14 protein-coding genes are annotated in these 19,889 nt (G+C 50.0%); 8 read left to right on the top strand and 6 right to left on the bottom strand.

Features of this window, described 5'->3' with window-relative positions; genetic code table 11:
* The 7 genes from EAE92_RS13270 to EAE92_RS13240 all read left to right on the top strand — a co-directional run.
* Nucleotides 1-240 (top strand): transposase (locus EAE92_RS13270; RefSeq protein WP_214066812.1); only part of this gene is annotated, 240 nt, incomplete at its 5' end.
* 740 nt (nt 241-980) lie between these two features.
* The gene (locus EAE92_RS13265; RefSeq protein WP_105398779.1) at nt 981-1,568 is read left to right on the top strand and encodes a non-canonical purine NTP pyrophosphatase; all 588 of its coding nucleotides are present in this window, start codon (nt 981-983) and stop codon (nt 1,566-1,568) included.
* Between the two features lie 1,062 nt (nt 1,569-2,630).
* Nucleotides 2,631-4,751, top strand: coding sequence for a type I secretion system permease/ATPase (locus tag EAE92_RS13260; RefSeq protein WP_214068416.1), 2,121 nt, complete (start codon nt 2,631-2,633; stop codon nt 4,749-4,751).
* A complete protein-coding gene (locus EAE92_RS13255; protein WP_214068424.1) occupies nt 4,751-6,139 on the top strand; it encodes an HlyD family type I secretion periplasmic adaptor subunit in 1,389 nt (462 codons plus the stop codon). Before EAE92_RS13260 ends, EAE92_RS13255 begins: the two co-directional genes overlap by 1 nt.
* Entirely contained in the window at nt 6,139-8,328 is a 2,190-nt protein-coding gene (locus EAE92_RS13250) for a type I secretion system permease/ATPase (RefSeq protein ID WP_246545188.1), read from the top strand. Before EAE92_RS13255 ends, EAE92_RS13250 begins: the two co-directional genes overlap by 1 nt.
* 66 nt (nt 8,329-8,394) lie before the next feature.
* Nucleotides 8,395-15,567 (top strand): TcdA/TcdB pore-forming domain-containing protein, encoded by a 7,173-nt coding sequence (locus tag EAE92_RS13245; protein WP_214068415.1) that lies wholly within the window; start codon nt 8,395-8,397, stop codon nt 15,565-15,567.
* A gap of 135 nt (nt 15,568-15,702) precedes the next feature.
* On the top strand, nt 15,703-15,894 hold the full coding sequence (locus EAE92_RS13240; protein ID WP_422616057.1) for a DUF7706 family protein: 192 nt from the start codon (nt 15,703-15,705) through the stop codon (nt 15,892-15,894).
* Nucleotides 15,895-16,317: 423 nt separating this feature from the next.
* Here EAE92_RS13240 and EAE92_RS13235 read toward each other — a convergent pair whose 3' ends face one another.
* The 4 genes from EAE92_RS13235 to EAE92_RS24640 all read right to left on the bottom strand — a co-directional run bounded on the left by EAE92_RS13235 (nt 16,318) and on the right by EAE92_RS24640 (nt 18,244).
* Nucleotides 16,318-16,533, bottom strand: coding sequence for a hypothetical protein (locus EAE92_RS13235; RefSeq protein WP_214068414.1), 216 nt, complete (start codon nt 16,531-16,533; stop codon nt 16,318-16,320).
* 103 nt (nt 16,534-16,636) lie between these two features.
* Entirely contained in the window at nt 16,637-16,906 is a 270-nt protein-coding gene (locus EAE92_RS13230) for an AHH domain-containing protein (RefSeq protein WP_246545187.1), read from the bottom strand.
* A 302-nt stretch (nt 16,907-17,208) separates the two neighbouring features.
* A complete protein-coding gene (locus tag EAE92_RS13225; protein ID WP_214068412.1) occupies nt 17,209-17,745 on the bottom strand; it encodes a hypothetical protein in 537 nt (178 codons plus the stop codon).
* 271 nt (nt 17,746-18,016) lie between these two features.
* The gene (locus tag EAE92_RS24640; protein ID WP_246545186.1) at nt 18,017-18,244 is read right to left on the bottom strand and encodes an AHH domain-containing protein; all 228 of its coding nucleotides are present in this window, start codon (nt 18,242-18,244) and stop codon (nt 18,017-18,019) included.
* 56 nt (nt 18,245-18,300) lie between these two features.
* On the opposite strand from EAE92_RS24640, the gene EAE92_RS25020 reads away from it, so the two are divergent.
* A complete protein-coding gene (locus EAE92_RS25020) occupies nt 18,301-18,432 on the top strand; it encodes a hypothetical protein (RefSeq protein ID WP_281422779.1) in 132 nt (43 codons plus the stop codon).
* A gap of 15 nt (nt 18,433-18,447) precedes the next feature.
* Here the strand turns inward: EAE92_RS25020 and tnpC are convergent, their stop codons facing one another.
* On the bottom strand, nt 18,448-19,431 hold the full coding sequence (gene tnpC, locus EAE92_RS13215) for an IS66 family transposase (RefSeq protein ID WP_214068411.1): 984 nt from the start codon (nt 19,429-19,431) through the stop codon (nt 18,448-18,450).
* On the bottom strand, nt 19,431-19,727 hold the full coding sequence (gene tnpA / locus EAE92_RS13210; protein WP_246545185.1) for an IS66 family insertion sequence element accessory protein TnpA: 297 nt from the start codon (nt 19,725-19,727) through the stop codon (nt 19,431-19,433). The genes tnpC and tnpA overlap by 1 nt, the downstream gene beginning before the upstream one ends.
* Nucleotides 19,728-19,889: the final 162 nt, after the last annotated feature.

Below are 19,889 nucleotides of genomic sequence, written 5' to 3'. Positions count from 1 at the left end.
AGTGTTAAGCTTCCTTATTTTCAGTGGGTTAACACAATGATAAGTAATGTAAAAAATTCGATACGCGGAACATATCATTCGATTAGCAAAAAGTATTTACCTCGTTATCTTGCCGAATTCTGTTTCAGGTTCAATTGGCGCTTTAACCTTAAAAAAACATTCGAACAGCTTATTTATTCATGTATCCGGGCAGCACCTATACCTGAGTATTTACTCAAGCTAGCTGAGATTCGATGGTAATCAGGTAAAACAATAAGCTATGTAATGAATCATTCATTACAAGACAATATCCCCCAAGTAAATCGTTCTACACGGTAATTTACTTTACGCCCTGCGACATTTATTAATTTATAGTTTAATTTCAACATATCAGAGAAATATATAGACATGATATTGGTCAATATTAATAATGGAAAATATATGGCTATTTTCAATATTTTACATTAATTATTCTTAATTATTTATGAAAACAACAATGAAATATATTTTTATATATAGCAAAGAAAATCAATAAAAAACAAAATCAGATTAGATTACTATCGATGACAAAAAACTTGATTAAATAACCCAGTGGAAGCACTCCAGACGCACAAAAGCTGACGGCACCATATAGTCAGGCAAAATAGCACTCAAGTGAGTACGCAGGCTATTAGCCAGTCCCTTCATGGACCTCCGCCACCACATAGGCAACCAGCCGTTTCTCCTGCCCGTCCCTTTGCGCCAATACCACAGATAAGGAAACGTCCAGCCGTCAATTCAGGTCGGTTCATATCGTCGAAGGTCTGCTCTAATACGTTATTTTATAAATTCGCATTGGCAACAATTTGCGTACTGGCTTGACCTTTTAAGTACATTATAATACGGTGAAAGGGAATAAACTGAGAAACTTAACTGCCTGCGAATGAGTGCTTATTGTGGCTCTCTGTTGGATTAAGCGGTTTTCATGCCAAATATAAAATAGATGAAATTGTGACTTGATTATGAACCTTTGTTTTTACACGTCTAACTCAAAGAAATACACTTATGCCGAATCTATTTTTTCCAGTCATGCTGACATAAACTTGGTTCATAAAAGCTTCGACTTTAAAGAGTTACAAACTGATGATCCTCAAGAAAACCTACTATTTAAATTAAATCAGGTTCCACACATCCCTTCTTCCTATGTTTTTATTGAGGACAGCACCTTCCATATAGATGCCCTTAATGGTTTCCCCTCACTGTATACTAAATACATTTTATCTTCGTTAGGCATTCAGGGAATTATTAATCTATTAGTAGGAAAAGATAACCGTGAGTGTTATTTCATCAATCACTTGGCGCTCAGAACGGAAAATAATAATGTCGTCTTTTTTTCAGGCACTACAAGAGGGTTATCTATTTCTCTCTCTCCTTTAGAGCGCAGTAATGAAACAGGCTGGTCTGATCTTTGGCAGATATTAAAAATAACAGATAGTGGGCAGTTCTACAGTCAGTTAACTGAAGGACATAAGTACCTTTTCAACCAACAGAATAACAATACTGATGCTTTTCAACTACTCAGGGAGCATCTTACTGAGAGAGAGTTATAAAACTAGTTTTATTCACATTACATTAGATGTCTTTTAATTTTATCAATACATGAACGACTATCGCTCACAATAACGATCTTAGATACAAACTCTGGATGAATATTAAAGAAATTATCTAAACAATTATCGAACTGTTTAGCAAAACGTAATAGCTCTAGAATGTTATAAAATGTCTCTTTAGGTCGTGTTCTTGCTAACTTTGATAATAAAAATCGTTTGACTATACGTATAGTGCAAATCCAGTACAGAACTTTAAATCTAATGATTAATGAACATTCTTTAAGAAAAGGAATTAAACGTTTGTCATAGGCCCCTTCAACAACCCACTCATTTTTAGCTTTAATTTCATGCACAAGGTCGTTAATAACTTCTTGTGAATCTTTTACGTACTCTTCCTGTATTCTATCCCAGTAAATCTTGTCAAATTGATATACTGTAGTATGGAACTCTAAAGCTAACTTTCATATTCACTTTTAATTATTTGTTTCGAAAAGTCACTGAGATGGTTGCAAAGCAGCAAGGCGTTCACACCTGAATGAATCACACCAAGAGAATATTCTTTACGTTCTGAGTTAGCGGCAAAGGGGCATTTACGACCTCAACGAATTTATTAGAAATTTGAAAATGGTCATTCCTGACAGCCATCACCAATATTTCCCCCTTAATTTTCACTCTCCATAAAAAATAAAAACCGACATACTTAATATCAATTCAATATATTCAGATGATGAATACCATAGCCCGATTAATAACGAAATATTAGCAACGATAAATTAACAATTTTTTGACACTACTTTTCCCGCAATGAAATAAATAATTCATCTTATGATCCAAAATGAGATATTTTATTTTCATTCCTATTTTTTAATATAATATCAATTAATTAATCGCAACTTTCATTAGCTTTAACTTGCACCCACCTATGGAAATGACATATAGTCGAATTAAAGCCCGTGCTATTAATACAGATTATTATTAATTGACTCTGCAATACATCATCTTGCGGAGAGATTTTTTTTATGCCAATAACGTGAGAACGGTATCACGTGAGGGAAAATTATAATGAATAGGGAAAATATATCCGGCAATGCCGATACATTGCCATCCGCTCTTAACTGCTGCCGATTATTATTACAATTAGCTAAAGGTGAGGCTCAGGAACCACAGCCTTTGCTCTCTCACGGCAAACTGAAACCTGCAATAAAAGAGTACGGCAAGGCACATGATGTTGATCTGGCATTGTGCCGCTTAAAATTCTCCAGATTAACTCCCAAGCTCCTGCCTCTGGCCTTTCGCGACAAACAGGGAGGATTTGTTGTATTAGCTCGCCTTTCCACTGATCAGGCCCTGATCCAATCTCCTCATGCCGTTTCACCCGAAATACTCCCCATCAACGAGCTAGAAGCCAGATGGAGCGGGGAGGTGATCCGGTTAGGGGAAGCTTCCCTCAGGTTCGATGTCTCTTGGTTTATACCCGCGTTTATCCACCATCGCCGCCTCCTCGGCGAGGTGCTGCTTTTTTCCCTAATGCTTCAATTACTTGCCCTAGTCACCCCCCTGTTTTTCCAAGTGGTGATGGACAAAGTATTGGTACACAAAGCGCTGTCCACCCTGGACGTACTGGTAATCGTGCTGGTGGTGGTTGGGCTGTTCGAAGTGGTGCTCCGGGGGCTGCGCGAATATCTTTTTGCCCACACCGCCAACCGCATCGATATCACCTTGGGGATCAAGCTGTTCCGGCACCTACTCGGCCTGCCCCTTCTCTACTTCAAACACCGTCAGGTAGGCGCTATCATCACCCGAGTGCAAGAGCTCGACAACATTCGTGACTTCCTGACCGGCTCCATGCTAACCCTGTGCGTGGACCTAGCCTCCGCCTTTGTCTTCTTCGGGGTAATGGCCTGGCTATCGCCGTCCCTAACCTGTGTGGTACTGGCGGTGTTGCCACTCTATTTTCTGCTAGCTTGGCTGAGCTCCAAACCACTGCAACAGCGCATCGAACAACAGTTCCAAACGGCAGCCCTCAATACCTCATTCCTAAACGAGTCCGTCAGCGGCGCTGAAACCATCAAGAGCCTGGCGGTAGAACCTAGGATGCAACGGCGCTGGGAATCCCAGACCGCGAACATGGTCGAAGCCGGTTTCCGCACTCAGACCCTCAACAGCTTCATCAGCCACGGGGTTATGCTGCTACAGAAGACGACCGGCGTCGGGATCATCTGGCTGGGCGCCAACATGGTGATCTCTCTGGAACTCACCATAGGCCAACTGATCGCTTTCAACATGATGGTATCCCACATCAACCAACCCATCGCCAAACTCATCGACCTGTGGCAACAGTTTGTCCAAACCCGGGTCGCTGTCGATAAGCTCGGCGACATACTCAACCTGCCCGTCGAGCAGGAGCAGGGGAACATCCGTCCTCAACAACCACTCTCTGGCGATCTACAAATACGCAACCTAATGTTCCGCTACCAGCCCCATCAAGCCCCAGTGTTGCGGGGTGTTACCCTGCATATCAAATCCGGCGAGAACTTAGGTATAGTCGGCCCTTCCGGTTCGGGTAAGAGTACGCTGACCTGCTTATTACAGAAGCTCTACGCTCCGGACGAAGGGGAGATCTTAATCGACGGCATTCCTCTACACCAGCTAGATCCCGGCTACCTACGCGGCCAGATTGGGGTGGTACTACAGGAGAACTATCTGTTCAACCGTAGCGTGCGCCACAACATAGCACTCAAAGATCCTTCCGCCTCGCTGGAGAAGGTGATGACAGTCGCTAAACTGGCAGGCGCACATGACTTTATCCTGCAACTACCTCTGGGTTATGACACGGTTCTGGCCGAGGCTGGCAGCTCCCTATCGGGAGGACAGCGCCAGCGCATTGCCATCGCCCGCGCGCTGATGGCTAATCCCAAAATATTGATCTTCGACGAAGCGACCAGCGCCCTTGATGACGAATCCCAGGCGCTGATCCAAGCCAACATGGCCGAGATCGCTCTAGGGCGCACCGTCATCATCATTGCCCACCGCCTGTCCACGGTGCGTCACTGCGACCGCATCATTACTTTGGAACAGGGCCTCATCACCGAATCAGGCAACCATCACCAGTTGCTGGCTAAGGGAGGCTGCTACGCCAGATTGTGGCAAATGCAGCAAGAATTACGAAAGGAGACGGCATGATGTCGTTCAAGAAACACCTAAAAACCGTCCTCCTGGCCTGGCGTCGGGAGCGTAACGCTCCTAAAGCGATGAAACGCACCCGCGACGAGTACGAATTTCAGCCCGGCTATCTGGAGATCGTTGAACGCCCTCCCGCTCCTTGGGCAAGGCGCACAGCGATAGCATTGACCCTATTTCTGCTGGTAGTTCTACTCTGGTCCATTGTCGGTCGCCTAGATATCCATGCCAACGCCACAGGCCGGCTGCTAGTGTCCAGCCACTCTAAGGTGATCCAGTCCCTTGAACCCGGCGAGATTGTGGCGATTCATGTACGTGACGGACAAAAGGTTAAGGCCGGGGATGTGCTGATCAAACTCAACCCCATAGGAGTCGAGGCCGAGCTGAAAGAGCGGCAGGAGCAACTAAACTTCAAGCGGTTGGAGCTGGCCAGACTACAGGCCCTGCTAACCGAAACCCCTACTGAGCATTTCGCCGTACAGGAAAGTATACCGCAGGCACAGGTCGAGCTAGCTAGAGAGCACTTGGTCAGCATCTGGAAAGAGATGGTCGCCAATTTAGAAAGTCTGGATGGAGAGATGAACGTCAACCAAGCGAACCAGAGTGCGCGTAACGCCGATATCACTGAGCTGGAGAAACTACTAACCAATATCAAAGTGCGTCTTGAGGCTCGTCGTACCCTAGCCGCCAACAAGCTACTGCCAAAAGTCGAGCTACTAGAACAGGAGAAGGAGAAACTAGAGATCGAACGCATCCTTTCTCAACAGTACGCCGAGTTGGCCGTCCTCAAGGCGCAATATCAGGTACTAGAGGAGAGCCGGAACCGCTACCTGACCAAGACCCGCCGGGAATACTACGACCAGTTGAACGAAGCTCAAACCGCCGTCGCGGTCATGACACAGCAATTGATAAAGGCCGGCGAAAAACAGCGGTTACAGAGCCTGCGGGCGCCGGTCGACGGCGTGGTGCAACAGTTAGCGATCCACACGCTGGGAGGCGTAGTGCAATCGGCCCAACAGCTAATGGTGATCGTGCCCGATGATACCCCCCTGGAGGCCGAGGTGATGGTGTTGAACAAAGATGTGGGGTTCGTGCACGCGGGCCAGCCGGTGGAGATTAAAGTCGACTCATTTCCCTATACCCGCTATGGCACTATACGGGGTAAGGTCGCCCACGTCTCCAAAGATGCGGTCAAGGATGAACAACTAGGCTTGGTATTCCCCGCACAGATCCGGATGGAACGCTCCTCCATCGCAGTGGACGAACATGAGGTACCGCTACAGGCAGGCATGAGTATCACCGCGGAAATCCGCACCGGTGATCGACGGGTGATCAACTACCTACTCAGCCCACTGCAACAGTACCAGTCTGAAGCATTGAGGGAACGATAATGTCAACCATCGAATCTATTCTGTCGGAACCGATCATCGTCGACAAATCCAAGGCTGTAACGGATGGCGGCCTACTGGCTCTGACTCATGCCGCCCGCCATTTCAACTTGGCGGTGGAACCGGAACAACTGAGCCACCGTCTCGGACGCGCCCAAGGGGTTTCGAACAGCCAGGACCTGTGTCGCTGCGCCCAGTGGATCGGCCTGAGGGCACGCCACATCACCACAGATATGAGCCGTCTCAACACTCTGCCTCTTCCTATCCTGCTGGATACGGAACAGGGCTGGCTGGTGCTAGAAAAAGTCGAGGGCGAGTTAGTTACCTTGTACCAGCCAAGCGCGAGCAAGACATGTCGCTATCCCCGGTCCGTCCTCGCTAGCCATTGGCAAGGCGGCGCTGTGCTGCTGGCAGAGGCGACCGAACCGCCGAAACGGCAGAGATTTGGCTTCGGCTGGTTCGTGCCTTCCATCCGTAAGCATGTCAGCCAGTTCAGGAGCGTGATCTTAGTGTCTCTGATGCTACAAGTGATCGCCTTGGTGACACCCATACTGTTCGAAAACGTGATCGATCGGGTGCTGGTCAGCCGTAGTCTATCTAGCCTGCAAGTGCTAGGAATCGCCATGTTGACCCTAGCTTTGTTCGAGCCAGTCTATGGATTCCTTCGTTCCTGGCTATTCGCCAACCTCGCCAGCAAGGTCAACTCCGAGCTTTCCAGCCGCCTTTATCAGCACCTAACATCCCTGCCTATGAGCTATTTCCAGCAACGTCAGACCGGAGAGATCATCGCCCGGGTGCGCGAGATGAACCAGATCCGTCAATTCCTCACCGGTTCGGCGCTGACTATGGTACTGGATCTGGCCTTTGTTGGCCTGTTTGTAGCCGTGATGTTCCTCTACGCCACCGAGCTAACCTGGCTGGTACTCGGTTCCCTGGCGCTCTACTTCCTGTTCTGGCTATGTATCGGACCCATACTGCGTACCCGGGTATTACGGGAATACGAGTTAGGGGCCGACAACACCGCCTTCCTTACCGAGTCGGTCACCGGCATCGAAACCATCAAAACCAGCGCCACCGAAGCCGGCTTCCTACACCGCTGGGAGCGGCAGCTATCCGCTTTCGTCCGCGCCTCATTCCGCGCCAAAGTGGTAGGGATTCTGGCCGGTCAGGGGATCGACCTAATCCAGAAGCTAACCTCCGCCCTGCTGCTGTGGTGGGGCGTTACTCTGGTCATGGAGGGCAAACTCAGCCCAGGGGAGCTGGTGGCTTTCAACATGCTTTCAGAACACGTGACCCAACCGATTCTGCGTCTGGCCCAGATCTGTCAGGATTTCCAGCACACCCTGATCTCAATGCGCAGGATTGGCGACATTCTTGATGAGGAGGGGGAAAGTGGCAATGGCGGCCTGGCCTCCGTACCCAAGTTACAGGGAGGAGTGAGCTTCAAGGGCGTGCGCTTTCGCTATGACAAGGATGGTCAGGAGGTGTTACGCAACCTCAACATCGAAATTCATCCCGGCGAATTCGTCGGCATCACAGGTCCGTCCGGCTCAGGTAAATCCACCCTAGCCCGGTTGTTGCAGCGCCTCTATGTGCCCCAACACGGCCAAGTGTTGGTGGATGGAATCGATTTGGCGATCGCAGATCCGGCAGCGTTGCGCCGCAACATGAGCATAGTACTGCAAGAAAGCGTGCTGTTTGCCGGCACCATCGCCGAGAACATCCGCTTGTGCCGACCCCAAGCCAGCGATGCGGAGGTGTATGAAGCAGCGACTCTGGCCGGCGCCGATAGTTTTATCAACGCGCTGGACCGAGGCTATGAAACCCAAGTCGGCGAACGTGGCGGCCAGCTTTCCGGTGGGCAACGCCAACGCATCGCCCTGGCCCGAGCGTTGCTGACCAATCCGGGGATACTGCTACTGGATGAGGCCACTAGCGCCCTGGACTACGAGTCGGAAGCAGCGGTGATGGCTAACCTACAGCGCATTGCTCAGGGCCGTACAGTGATCAGCGTCGCCCATCGTCTTAATACCCTGCGCCATGCCCAGCGGATTCTGGTGATCGACCAAGGTCAAGTGGTCGAACAGGGCAGCCACGAGCAACTGCTCGCTCTGGACGGACTCTATACCCGGCTGTGGACCTTACAGATGAAAGATTCTCAGCTCGCAAACGACCAACCGTGTCCACCGTAATCCAGCCACTCATGAAGCGTTGTAACCCGTAAATACCAAAGTAGGATTTTCCTAAGGAGAACCATCATGCCTAGTAACAGCTACCAGTCGCTGCTTGCATCTGCGCAGGCGACCTTTAAAGAGATGAAGAGCAAACCGAAGATCCAAATGCTGATCCAAGAGATCAAGAAGGGGTTCCGTGAAAACGGTCGCAAGTGGAGTCCTCAGCTTCTCCAGCAACAGAAAACGCTGGAACAGACGCTAGAGGGCAACGCTTATCGGCGCTACAGTAATGACAGGCCGGTCGGTATCAGTAGCCTCGATAAAAGCGAGCAACAGGCATTTGTCGGTTATATCAAGGCACTGGCGACACGCGCCACGACAGTCGACATCTTGGTACAAGGCAATGAGAAAACAGCTCTGGCTTCGCAAACTGATGACGCCTTGGGCAATGCTGAAGCTTTCCGAATGCTGCCCAAGGATTTTGCGCAACGTTATGGCGCCCGTGGCAAGCTTGGCGCACGGCTGACCATCAACGTTAGCAAGGTGCATTTCAACGTGCTTGCCCGGGCATTGACCCAATTGTTCAATGATGACAATCGCGGCTGGCTGGAACAGGCCAAGATCATGGGGCCGAAAAATCTGGGCAGCCGTACCGACCAAGCCGTTATCTACCTTTCCAGAGCCGGGATCGAGCATGCCCAAACCATCGGCAAAAAGCTTAACGAACTGTTACCGGCGACAGCCTTTGTCGAACACACTCCGACTGGTATGTATCGCGTGGGCAAAGGCATTTCCTATTCTGAAACGGCCGCGGGCGGATCGAGCAGTCATGGTCAGTCCCGAGCGCAACTGATTGCGGCGGCAGGTACACACTCCTTGCTGACCGATATTCCGATCGAGAAGGCCCTGGCGCATACCTTGCAGACGCGCGGGTACGATGTACACAACCCAGCGCTGCTCTCACAAGCACTACGGGATAGTGAACTCAAAGGGGAGCTAGTGCCCATGAATGGCGGCTCTGAGCCTCGTCGGGGCAGCGCCGATATCCATCAGTTCGCCGCCAATCCTGTGTTATTCGCCAAATCCAACACCATCAACGCCGAAACACTGATCAGGTCGGGGAGCCTCCCGGCAGAAGGGAACGCCCTGCTAGTGAAAATCGGCTCAGGCTTGTACGAGCTAGACTACACCGATCGAAACGCTAATAACGATGTAGCGGCAGAAGACGCTAACAGCATGCCAGCGTATTTTCTCGGCTACGACAGCACCGACCAAGCCAATGCGTCACCAGCCTATGTAGACATTCCTAAACATGCGATCGCGGGAAGCTTTCTGTTTACCGGAACGCTATCGGGCGGCTCGGTGGTTGTGACCAGCCTAGATGCCAATACCTACCGGGTCTACCACGATGGCCGAGTCAACAGTTCGCTGCTATACGATAACGTGGTGATGGCAGTGGACTACAAAGATTACCAAGCAGCAGCCACCACCGAAAACCTCGCCGTGGCGTACATGCAATACGTCAATGACCAATGGCAGTTAGCGCTCCAGCGCCAGGAGTATCAGCAAGACGGCCAGACGCTTCGGCTAAAATTACGCGGCGACGAAGAACCACTCTCGATCCAGATCGCAGACAGTCAAGTAATTGAACGCAACCAAGCTCAATTCGCCACTTACCGTGAGGAAATTCACCAACGACTAAAAAAAGTAGCTGCCCAGTTCGGGGTATCAGTCGAAGGGATCGCCGACGGTGTATACAGAGAGGGTGAGTTTTCTCCTGATCATCCAGCAATTGCCGCATGGAGCAAGCTGCGCACCGAAGTTTACGACAGGATCAACGCTGATACCAAGCAGTTGACGAACAAGCGAAGCAAACTTTATGAGGAGCGGCGCACTAGCTCTCAGCACGACTTGATTGACCAACAGATAAAACAGATCAATATCACTCTGGAGTACTACAAAGCGCAATACGATACGGTTCTGCGTGAAGCAGGCTTCGTTGAACAAAGCTGGTTATGGCAGCAGATCAAGTCCAAGGACAGCATGGCTGCCGTGGTGCGGATCGACAATACGTCCATGCAGAACAGCGGACCAGAGCATACCAGTAGCGTGGGCGAACGTTATGCGATCGCCGAAGCTCACCAACATAATGTGCATGGTACCGCGTTTACCAATGGTCAGCGCCACTTCCGCGATATCAACATCCCCGGGCTGTACGACAGAATGTCGGCCCTGGAGATGAAGAGCCTGTTTCTCAAAGGCCAGCTCACTCCCGAGCAGCAAGGCGCTTTGAGCGTTCACATTACTGAAACCAGCCAGGCAGAGTACATCGACAAAGTATTGAAGTGGACGGCGGTGTACAGCGAGGACTTTCATCGCGCCGGAAGTAGCTTCGACCGTCTGGCGCCACAGGATTTTTACCTGTCACTGGTCGGAGACAAGTCCGGCGGCCGTTGCTACCCCTTGGTCAGGGCGATGGCGGTGGCGCTGGCTAACAACGGCGAAGCGGGTATCAACAGTCTGGTGGAAAAACTCTTCCTGGCTGCCGCCGATCCCCACGCAAGCAGTTCCACGCTACTGACAAACAGTCTGATCAGACTACACTCCAATAACGTTGAGGCCGTACAAGCATCAACGGCGCGGGGGCAGGTTAAATTGTCCGAAGTAGTTTCCCTGCTAAAAGGGGCGACCAAAACCTCAATGTTCGCGCTCAATACCCCAAATCACTCAATGATGGTGGGAAATACAATCGGACTCGAAGGACGTCGTTACTATTTCTATGACCCGAATGTCGGGATTTTTGCTTTCAACGATGCAGTCAGCTTCTTCCGGGCCATGAAGAATCACTTGGTGGGGCGTAAACTGGCCGCCCACTACGGTTCGCCTAGCGGCGAGTTGACCCCTATCTTCAACCTGGTGGAGATCGATACCGGCAAGATGGCAAAGGTGCCGGTGGGCAACGACCTGAACGTGGCCGACCTGACCCGCCCCGATGAACTAACCACGGTCATAGAGCAACGGCGGCAGGTTGAACAGGCGGTTAACGCCCAAGTACGGATTGCCAAGGACGCTCGGTTGCACACTGCATTGGCGACCCTCGATGCCGAACAGTGGGGAGCGAAGTTCGCCGAGGCCAGCACACGGCTCGCCCAAGAAAACAACCTTGACCAGCGCTGGATGCCGGTGATTAGTAATACCGAAGATCAAGGCGAAGGCCGCTACCAAATCCAGTTCATCAATCGCGCCCAACCCGAGGAGACCCGTTGGGTGAGCAGCGGCGATACCACCTTTATCGAATTCCGCCGCTTCGTTGATGAACATATGCTCACCCTAAGCCAACATTTCACCTTCGAACACGGCCAGATACGGCCTAAAAGCGGTATCAGCGAAGCAGCTCCGGTTGATGGGTTAAACGCCGGGTTTGCAATACAGACGCTGATCCAATGGTTTGCCGACAAGAACCGCAACGATGCGGCACGTGGGATCGCTTCGCCTGACCTAGCCACCGCGCTCAAGGTCCACAGCTACCTCAACTTTGTCCAGATGGCTCATGGTGGCGTGCAGGATGTAACCAAGATCACTGCGCTGGTGCGCACGGCGCTGCGCGGTGAAGTGATGGCCGCCGAAACCTCACTCAAGGACTTTACCTCCATCCTGGGGCACACTGTTAACGAGGGCGCAGGGGTGCTGTTTGGCGGCGCTATGGTCGGTCTGGATGCTTATGAGCTGGCTCATGCTGAGAACGATGTGCAGAAGGCGGTATTCGGTACCCAATTAGCGTTCGACTCGGCCAGCTTCGTCACCGGTACCGCCGGAGTGGGCGCCGGGTTGATGGGCGCCTCGACAGCTGGGGCGGTACTCGGTGGGGCTGGCGTGATCCTTGGCGGGCTGGCGGTAGGCTTTACAGCACTGGCGCAAGCCTTTGGCGCGGTCGCCGAGGATGCCAAGGCAGTAGGCCGTTACTTCAACACGCTCGACGATGCCTACAAAGGCAATGGCTATCGGTATGACAACGAGAAGAAAGTGCTGGTACCCCTGCCCGGGGCTGTGATCAAAACCCTGGATCTGCGCAAGAATCAGATCGACTTCGACAGTCAATATATTTACCGCACCCATTCTGGCTCTACCGGCTCAGGGAGAATCAATTACTTCTTCTGGATCGGCGACTTTCCAAAGATGGTCCATGACCGTAGTCAGGCGATCGAGGTGCGCAGCGGCATTGGTTACAAGGATGCCTCCCGGTCTCTTGAACATGGAGACAGCAATGTTGTGATCTTGCCGGGTACACCTAAGTCCTACATCAACTACGAATACATGCAGCTCCCCGGCGCGACTACGCGTCATGATGCCGGTTTTGATGTAATCCGCAGGCTCGAAGAGGATAAACGGTTCGACTACGACTTCTACATCTTTCCGGGGGAAGTGACAATTCGTAGGATTCATCAGGAGTATGTCGCGACACCGATCGAAGTGGTGCTCGACCAACGCAACCGGCAACTGATAGTGCCCGAACTGCCCAAGGAATTACATGGCTACCTGCATTACGAGATCAAAGGCGCAGGTGGTGAGTACCTGATCGGGCTGAACGAAGGCACCAGCGTGAAGCTCACGAGCGACGCCCCACACAATCTGGTCGGCAGTACGCCATCGCACTGGATCATCGACAGCAGCCAGCTCGCCGGTGACAGCATCAGTGTGTCGAAGAACCGACTGACAGTTGGTGGAGTGGTGGTCGAACTCGACTCAGATCGGAAGGAGCAAGTGCTGGTGGTCAACCGCAAGGGCGAAGTGCGCGAAGTCGACTTCGCCAGCCTGACAGCTCAGGTAGTCAGCGAAGATGCGAGCAAGTGGCAGGTGCCCGGCCAACAAATTGAGCAGCACCTGAATGATCTAGCCAAGGCACATCAGTTGCACGGGCAGTATGTGGTGGTAGAGAACTACAGCCACAATGGGCGTGATGTTGGTCGAGCGTTCTACGACGTGACCAACAAACGGATGCTGTTCACCGACACCACTCACGAACAGACCAAGCATGCCCAACTAGGTGCGGTGATGGGCAACCATGCCTATTTCTACGATGCCGACAACGCGGCGGCGTGGCGGGTAGACATCGCCACTGGACAGATCGACGCGCAGTTTGAGCCTTGGTTCAACCAGAGTGCGGGCCAGATCAGTCGGTTATGGCAAGAAGGGGACGCGGTTTATCTGGCTCGCCGTTATCAGCTAAAAGGGAAGGAAGCTGAACTGAGCTATCGGCTCCTCGGTGACCGAATGGAGTTGGTCAGCGCGGTGGGTGATGATGCGCTACTCCAGCTTTCGGCACGTACCGGTCGGCATGGTGATGAACTCAAAACCATACTCCAGGGCTATGAGAGCAATAGCACCCAGCGTGAAACTCCGACGTATATGTTAGGCGCACGACTGATCCAGCCGACCAGCGCGGCGCTGGTCACGGTATTCGGCGTGGATACGGCTGGCGTGGCGCATCGCTACTGGATACGCACCAGCGACGGTACGCTGATCAAGCCGAATCTGGCGCCACCGGCGGATTGGACCTTGCACTTTGAAGCGCACGAACAGACCCGCAGCGCCTGGCCGATCCCAGCCGATCTCGTGTTGGCGGGCAGCATTCCCCGCCCTGCGGGTACAGAAGTATTCTTCTTCTACAGCAAGGAACAGAAGGCCCTGTTCCGCCAAGAAGGTCCCGGCCAGACTGTTCTCGACGCCAACCACCCCAGTGCATTGCGTATCAGCACTCCAGCGTTAGCCAACTTGGTCAATCTGAACGGTAGCCTGCTTGCCATCACCGAGGATGGTCGGGTGGCCCGGCTCGATGCGCAAGGGCAACTTAACTACGAAGCGGTCAACGAACATTGGCTCAAGGGGCGTACCCACTGGTGGCGGGATCTGGCTAATATCACCGATAGCACCACCACTCTGGCAGTGTTCGGGATCAAAGGTAGCGACGGCAAGAGCCTGTTACCGGTGTGGTACCACAACGGCCAGGTGGTAGTGGCTTCGGCAGCACTGTCAGACAAATCGTTGCAGTTCTTGGGATTCGAAATGGATGGCACCTCCGCGCGTCTCTTTGAGCCAGAAAGCGGCAAGCTGTATCGCCAACCAGCCATGACCGCGAATGCGTTGGCGGCGGCTTTTGGTGGCGCCGGCCAGATGCTTAGCGCCTCGGCGCAACTTCCCGTTGCCAGTGAGTTGACGCCTGAGTTGCACCTCAAATCAGCGCAACAAGTCGACGTCGGCATGCGCCTGATCACAGTCAAGGGCGAGATCTTGCTGCGGACCAACAACGGCGAGTTGCAGCTAGTTGGCGTTGACAAAGGCTGGCAGCAGAATAACTTGGCCCAACTGTCACAGGCACTCACTAAACTCGCCGATCAGTGGCAGGCCAAAGGGATACTGACCTTGCAGGACAACAAGGAGCCAGGCTGGTTCGATATCGGCAGCGGTCAGGTATTTTCAGGTAATGGCATTCCTGTCTCGGACAATCTGCGCTTCGTAGGGATTGCCGCAGGCGAAAAGGCGGCGTATGTATACAGCCCGACGACTCAGGCGCTGTATCAGATCAAGGATGGTAGCGCGCAGATGCTCAACAAGTTTACGGGAGTGGAGCGCATCGGTTCTTCCCTTCTGCTCCAAGGCGGAGGAGTTGGCGGCAGCAAAGATGATCTAACGCCGCCGATCATTGCCGGTGTCGACAGTGTGGTTCTGCATGGCGGAGCCGATGACGATACCTACCGCCTCAACAAGGCGATGTGGTCCCATTACCGTACAGTCATCATCGATAACGACGACCGGGGCCAAGCCCTGGACCGCCTGATCCTACCATTGGCTGATCCGGAGAGCATCCTAGTGAACCGCCACGATGACGACTTGGTGTTAACCGATTCCAGCAACGGAACGGCTCTGGTGGTGCGTCAGGTATTTGGCAGCCAAGCTATGGCCCATCGGCACCTGCAAATCGAGCTGGAAGGTTCCTCGTCGGTGATCAACGTGGACCACCTAGTCGAGGGCTTTACCCGACGGAGTTACACCAAGGAAGGTCTGATGGAACTGTCCTGGGCTAGCAATCAACCTGTCATCACAACCCATGCAGTTGACGCAGTACCGGGGGCGGAGAGACCGAACCTAGCCAAGCTGAGCGGGGCTATGGCCTCGTTTCCTGATACCGGCGGCGCCCGCGAGCACTTGCCGCAAATCCGTCAGGCTTCACTGTCGGTGCTGGTGTCATCGCTGTCCTAAGGTAATACCTGAAACAACAGAAGGGGCCAAATGCCCCTTCTGTCTCAGATTGCTGACAAACCTCGTTGAAAAGAGGGTGTCGCAAAAGGTTCGTGTTATCTGCGAAGATCTGCATTCTTCCTTATATAATCTGAAGTGGTGATTGAACATTTGCAGGATATTCAGTTAACCCACATTGAAGCACTGGCCTTGGCCCAACTAGTGAAGCGGCTGAACTGGGCGGAGATACGGGCTTGTGCCGTGAATGACGAGGAAGCGTATCAGATTAAGGATGCGATAGGGCGGCTCCAGTCGGCACTGGCGTATCACGGGTATTCACCACGGTAAGAAAGAAACAGGCCGGAATCTATTCCGGTTTTTTGCTGTTTCAGAGAAAAAACAGAATAAAATAGCTAAAATATAGCCTATGTATATATTTATTATGAATATTATATTTTTCTGTATTATTTATTTTTTATCTTCTTATTTATTTTATATTTTTGTGATTTTAAATTATATATTTAATATATAAGACCAAGCCTGTAAAATATTTATTTTAAGCATAAAAATAACAAAACCGGAAAGATTACGGGATTCTTTCCGGCTTTTTCATGAGAATATGTTTTCTATATCAACTAGTTTTTAATATCATTGGATTAAAAGCCACTATCTTTTTATCCTTAGTCATTCCGTATGGATACAACCCTTCTTTATATATCTCAAAGATCTTTTCCAAAATTTCAAAATAAAAATCATCGTATTCTGTATTTGTTATTTTATTTTAGATTTTCTATAAATTAATGTCTTTTCCTCTTGTAAGTCACTGTATTCTTCATCAATATCTTCTAAATAATCTTCAGCTTCAGAATAGTTATCTTCTAAAGAAAATTTACCAACGCTATTTTCTATAAGATCTTGCCAGACTAAATATCCATCTGGTAAATATTGACTTAATGATAATCTGAGGGATTTGTCTTTATCTTCCAATAGAATAATATCAGAAGGTGCTTTTACTCCCCTGATAAAAGATTATCTGAAAATAGAAAATTCATTGGTTCAGTTATAAACTTCTTATTTTCGCTTTTCATTGTTATACCCCTAAAATTTTATTCCACATTTCTAAAGCACGTTGGTTGCCTATTTTGGCTTTTCCTTTCGAGTTATCTTTAGCTCTTATTGGTGTTCCATTCATCATTCCTTTCTTAGCTAAATTTTGTATATCAGCAACCTGTTTCGATATCTTATTAACAGACTGGTTTAAGTCTATTTTGTCTGGTACATTTTTAATAGCCTTGGAGTAACCATTGTGATTACCTTGATGCCTTGCCATTGCACTAACCAGTCGGCGTTGGCGTGGCATGGGCATTCACCACGGTAAGAAAGAAGCCAGTCGGAAGCGATTCCGGCTTTTTGCTGTTTCAGAGAGAAAACAGAATAAAATAGCCAAAATATAGCCTATGTATATATTTACTATTAATATTATATTTTTCTGTATTATTCCTTTTTTTATCTTCTTATTTATTTTATATTTTTATGATTTTAAATTATATATTTAATATATAAGATCAACCCTGTAAAATATTTATTTTAAGCATAAAGATAACAAAGCCGGAAAGATCATGGGGATCTTTCCGACTTTTTCACAATTATTTATCTACTATATCAACTAGTTTTTAATATCATTGGATTAAAAGCGACTATTTTTTCATCCTTCGTCATTCCGCATGGATACAACCCTTCTTTATATATCTCAAAGATCTTTTCCAAGATTGATTCCTTTTGTTCACCTAATATATACCTTTGAATAGATAACATGTTTAGTTGAGAATATACCTCATCTAAAACTTCAAAATAAAAATCATCATAGTCAGAGTTTTCTTTTTTTATTTTTTTCTTTCGATAGATGATTGAAATTTTATCATAATGAACAGAAAATTCTTTACTTATATCATTTAAGTATTCGTCAGCTTCATGAAATTCACTTCTTAACCTAAATTTACTTATAGAATTTTCAATGAGATCTAACCATACTAGATACCCATCGGATAATAATTGTTCAAAAGATAAAGTCAGTGCTAATTCAGGATCATGAATTTCTAGATAATGACCGGATTGATTACTAAGAACCCCTGAAAATAATTTTTCAGACAAAAGAAAAGACATTGGTTCAATAACAAATTCTTTTTTTATATCAATCATATATAACCTCTATTTATTAAATATATTATCCCACAATTCAAAAGCTCTTTGCTTTCCTATATCAGGATTCTTAGCAATATCTTTCGACCTAATTGGCATGCCATTCATCATTGATTTCTTCGCCTTATTTTGTATGTCAGCAACTTGTTTTGCTATGACATTAGTAGGCTGGTTTAAATCAATTTTATTTAGAGTTTTTTCAACTGCGGAGGAATATCCGTTATGGCTACCTCAATGTCTTGCCATTGTGCTAACTGTAGTAGCAACCTTTTTATTTTTGATGAGGTCTGGCTGCCTCAAAAAATATCCCATTACTAGCATCATCAATATCATATCCAATTTTTTTCAAAGCAGGATGATCTGATAGCTGTTTCGGAATGACATGGTGCGCTTCACGTCCTTTCCATGAAGTTGAGCGTGGTAAGCTCATATCTTCCATCATGTTTTTACCGAGTTTAGTAGAGCATCCAGCTAGCCCCAGCGGGTCGATCCAACCCATCGGATTATGCACGTAACTGTAAGGATTTACTCCTCCTGCTAACCCCAAAGGGTCTAGTGTTAATTCCAGAGAGTGAAGCCACGCAACAACAGCATCAGCAGTACCAGCGACAACAGGCCCAACTGCGGGAGATTAAGCAGCAGATGCAGGGTAATGTTCCGGTGAACTCACCTTGCGTGGTGAGATAACAACAAAATGGGATGTTAACGGAAGGGATTCTCAGGCCAGGGCAGCAGCTCATTCAACCGATTGTTCGGCCAGGAAGGCAGCCGGCTGAGGACATCACGTAACCAGACCCAGGGCTCATGTCCGTTGGCTCTGGCGGTTTCCAACAGGCTCATTATCATGGCGGCACGTTGCCCCGCGGGCAGTGAACCCGCAAAAAGCCCGTTCTTTCGGCCGACCGCCACACCCCGGACCGCATTCTCCGCCCGGTTGTTGTCTATCGGCACCCAGCCGTCATCCAGATAACACACCAGCGCCGACCAGCGCTTCAGCGTGTAATCTATCGCTTTGCGTAACCCGGAGTTGGGCACCGTTTGGGTCTGAATCTTCTGCAACCAGGACCGGAACTCATTCAGCCACGGCCGGGCATAACGCTGCCGCCACTGACGCCGTTTATCCGGCGGCCGGTGTTTGATTTTTCGCTCCAGCTTGTACAGGTCGCGAATGCCATCCAGCGCCTGTTTCGCTACCGAACTTTGGCTCGCTTTATATTGGTCAAAGAATTTACGACGGGCGGGGGCCCAGCAACCCGCTTCGGTGATATCCGCCCGGGCATGCAGCGCGTTGTAACCGGCATAATCATCCGTCACTAACGTGCCGCCCGACCAGTCTTTCAGCAGGCTCTGTGCATAACGGCCACTGCGGCCGGGATGCAGCTCATAGTACACCACTGCCGGCGAGGTATCGGAGCCGGTGACATACGTCCACAGGTAAGCCCGCTGGGTCTGGCCTTTTCCCGGGGCCAGTAAATGGGCCCGGCGCAGACGGCGGGTACACAGCCAGACGCCGTGTCGGTCCCAGCGCAACACCTTGAGACGGGAGCGGGCCTTGTTGCAGAAAACAAAAGCGGCTTCGTCCTGCCAGCGCAAATTCAGTCCCTCCAGGTGCTGGGTCAGGGCATCAATGCCCCGGCGCATGTCGACGGGCTCTCGCACCAGAAAAAGCTGTTGCGGTTTCAGCATTAGGCCAGTACCCGCATCACGTCAGGCAACAGCGTCAATGGACAGGCGATGGCATAGCCGTCTGGGGTATGCAGGGTGACGGTGGGCGCGTCGTCAGGCTGGAGTGAAACCGGCAAGAGGGCGGGCAGTGTCTGGCTGAGAGGTTGGGGTATTCTGTTACTGTCGGCAATCCAGTCGCGGAAAGAGGAAAAACTCAGCTGATGCTGTTCGCAATACTGTTTTCGGGTCAGGTCACTGTGGCGCCATTGGGTCACATGTTGCTGTTTTTGTTCCGGGGTATATCGGCTACGGCTCATGGTGTCAGTCTCCAGGTGAAGATAAGGAAGCAGTAGCGTGCAGGGGCTGGAGAAGAAGAACAAGGTGAGATGACCGGACTCTTACCTTCAATCCGCTCTGGCTTACCGTGGGTATTCGCCACGGTAGATCATAAGAAAGCCGGAAGATCTCGAAAGATCTTT

The sequence above is a fragment of the Photorhabdus hainanensis genome, assembly GCF_018448965.1.
In the GTDB taxonomy this organism is placed as follows: domain Bacteria; phylum Pseudomonadota; class Gammaproteobacteria; order Enterobacterales; family Enterobacteriaceae; genus Photorhabdus; species Photorhabdus akhurstii.
Note: the sequence above shows the minus strand (reverse complement) of the source record. Positions and strands in the feature narration are given on the sequence as shown.

What these genes read in the sequence shown, in the direction of transcription:
- EAE92_RS13265 (WP_105398779.1), top strand. Translation starts at nt 981, where the DNA reads ATGAACCTTTGTTTTTACACGTCTAACTCAAAGAAATACACTTATGCC.
- EAE92_RS13260 (WP_214068416.1), top strand. Translation starts at nt 2,631, where the DNA reads ATGAATAGGGAAAATATATCCGGCAATGCCGATACATTGCCATCCGCT.
- EAE92_RS13255 (WP_214068424.1), top strand. Translation starts at nt 4,751, where the DNA reads ATGTCGTTCAAGAAACACCTAAAAACCGTCCTCCTGGCCTGGCGTCGG.
- EAE92_RS13250 (WP_246545188.1), top strand. Translation starts at nt 6,139, where the DNA reads ATGTCAACCATCGAATCTATTCTGTCGGAACCGATCATCGTCGACAAA.
- EAE92_RS13245 (WP_214068415.1), top strand. Translation starts at nt 8,395, where the DNA reads ATGCCTAGTAACAGCTACCAGTCGCTGCTTGCATCTGCGCAGGCGACC.
- EAE92_RS13230 (WP_246545187.1), bottom strand. Translation starts at nt 16,906, where the DNA reads ATGCCACGCCAACGCCGACTGGTTAGTGCAATGGCAAGGCATCAAGGT.
- EAE92_RS13225 (WP_214068412.1), bottom strand. Translation starts at nt 17,745, where the DNA reads ATGATTGATATAAAAAAAGAATTTGTTATTGAACCAATGTCTTTTCTT.
- EAE92_RS24640 (WP_246545186.1), bottom strand. Translation starts at nt 18,244, where the DNA reads ATGGGTTGGATCGACCCGCTGGGGCTAGCTGGATGCTCTACTAAACTC.
- tnpC (WP_214068411.1), bottom strand. Translation starts at nt 19,431, where the DNA reads ATGCTGAAACCGCAACAGCTTTTTCTGGTGCGAGAGCCCGTCGACATG.
- tnpA (WP_246545185.1), bottom strand. Translation starts at nt 19,727, where the DNA reads ATGAGCCGTAGCCGATATACCCCGGAACAAAAACAGCAACATGTGACC.